Below are 1814 nucleotides of genomic sequence, written 5' to 3' on the forward strand. Positions count from 1 at the left end.
GAGGTCCGCTACCTGATCGGGATGCTGCCCTCCAACAACCGGGAGAACCCGCCCGTCGTACCGAGCGACGACCCGGCCGACCGGCGCGGTGACGTCCTGCTGGACCTGGTCCCGGCCGACGGCAACCGTCCGTACGACATGCACAAGGTCATCGAGGAGCTCGTCGACGACGGCGACTTCCTCGAGGTCCACGAGCGCTGGGCCCGCAACATCGTGTGCGCCCTGGCCCGCCTCGACGGCCAGGTCGTCGGCATCGTGGCCAACCAGCCTCAGGCGCTGGCCGGTGTGCTGGACATCGAGGCGTCCGAGAAGGCCGCTCGTTTCGTCCAGATGTGTGACGCGTTCAACATTCCCCTCATCACTCTGCTGGACGTACCCGGCTTCCTGCCCGGCGTCGATCAGGAGCACGGTGGGATCATCCGGCACGGCGCGAAGCTGCTCTACGCGTACTGCAACGCCACCGTGCCGAGGATCTCGCTGATCCTGCGCAAGGCCTACGGAGGTGCCTACATCGTCATGGACAGCCAGTCGATCGGCGCCGACCTCACCTACGCGTGGCCCACCAACGAGATCGCGGTGATGGGCGCCGAGGGTGCCGCCAACGTCATCTTCCGCCGGCAGATCGCCGACGCCGAGGACCCCGAAGCCATGCGGGCCCGTATGGTCAAGGAGTACAAGGCCGAGCTGATGCACCCCTACTACGCGGCCGAGCGCGGCCTGGTCGACGACGTCATCGACCCCGCCGAGACGCGCGAGGTACTGATCGCCTCGCTCTCGATGCTCCGCAACAAACACGCCGACCTGCCGTCCCGCAAGCACGGCAACCCCCCGCAGTAGTCGCAGCCGCGGCGGCCACCCCGCCCACGTCCGCGACCCCCTGCCCAGAAGACGGAGACACCATGAGCGCCACTCCCGCCGATTCGGTCCTGCGCGTCGAGAAGGGCCAGGCCGGCCCCGAGGAACTCGCCGCCATCACCGCGGTCCTGCTGGCCCGCGCCGCCGCCCAGCCCGACGCCCCGGCCCACCGCGGCCGCAGCACCGCCGGATGGCGCCGCCTGGAGCGCACCCCCGGCTTCCGGGCCCCGCACAGCTGGCAGGGCTGAGAACGGCCACTGAGGCCCTTCCCGGGCCCGCAGAGGCCCCCGACGGCGAAGGCCCCGTATCCCTCATCCGAGGGGTAGGGGGCCTTCGCCGTGTGGCGGCGGGCTCAGCGCAGGCGCGCCATGAGGGCGTGCTCGACCAGTGTGATCAGCGCGCTCTTGGCGTCCGCGCGGTGTCGGGCGTCCGTCGTGAGGATCGGGGTGTCCGGGCCGATCTGGAGTGCTTCGCGTACTTCGTCGGGTGTGTAGGGCTGGTGTCCGTCGAAGCCGTTGAGGGCGATGACGAAGGGGAGGCCGCTGTTCTCGAAGTAGTCGACGGCGGGGAAGCAGTCGGCGAGGCGGCGGGTGTCGACGAGGACGACGGCGCCGATGGCGCCGCGGACCAGGTCGTCCCACATGAACCAGAAGCGGTCCTGTCCGGGGGTGCCGAACAGGTAGAGGATCAGGTCCTGGTCCAGGGTGATGCGTCCGAAGTCCATGGCCACCGTGGTGGTGGTCTTGTCCCCGGTGTGGGTCAGGTCGTCGATGCCCGCGGAGGCGGACGTCATCACGGCTTCGGTGCGCAGCGGATTGATCTCCGAAACGGCACCGACAAACGTGGTCTTACCCACGCCGAAGCCCCCTGCCACCACGATTTTCGCCGAGGTGGTGGAGCGGGCCGTACCGCCGCTAGAGCTTGCGAAGTCCACTGAGCACCCTTTCGAGCAGTGTCAC

The 1814-nt window shown here is 69.3% G+C and carries 3 protein-coding genes; 2 read left to right on the forward strand and 1 reads right to left on the reverse strand.

Annotated elements, in window-relative coordinates:
- Together B9S57_RS18185 and B9S57_RS18190 are read left to right on the forward strand one after the other, a co-directional pair.
- On the forward strand, positions 1–837 hold an 837-nt coding region (locus B9S57_RS18185; protein WP_308457405.1), incomplete at its 5' end, for a carboxyl transferase domain-containing protein.
- A gap of 62 nt (positions 838–899) precedes the next feature.
- Positions 900–1103, forward strand: coding sequence for an acyl-CoA carboxylase subunit epsilon (locus tag B9S57_RS18190; protein WP_033298621.1), 204 nt, complete (start codon positions 900–902; stop codon positions 1101–1103).
- A 104-nt stretch (positions 1104–1207) separates the two neighbouring features.
- On the opposite strand, the gene B9S57_RS18195 is transcribed toward B9S57_RS18190, so the two are convergent.
- Positions 1208–1789 carry an ATP/GTP-binding protein gene (locus B9S57_RS18195; protein WP_103516628.1) on the reverse strand — a complete coding sequence of 194 codons (582 nt, stop codon included), beginning with the start codon at positions 1787–1789 and terminating at the stop codon, positions 1208–1210.
- Between the last annotated feature and the right edge of the window lie 25 nt (positions 1790–1814).

The sequence above is a fragment of the Streptomyces sp. SM10 genome (genome assembly GCF_002910915.1).
Classification (GTDB): domain Bacteria; phylum Actinomycetota; class Actinomycetes; order Streptomycetales; family Streptomycetaceae; genus Streptomyces.

Bases quoted from the DNA above. Each gene is read 5' to 3' on its own strand.
- B9S57_RS18190 (WP_033298621.1), top strand. From the start codon at position 900: ATGAGCGCCACTCCCGCCGATTCGGTCCTGCGCGTCGAGAAGGGCCAG.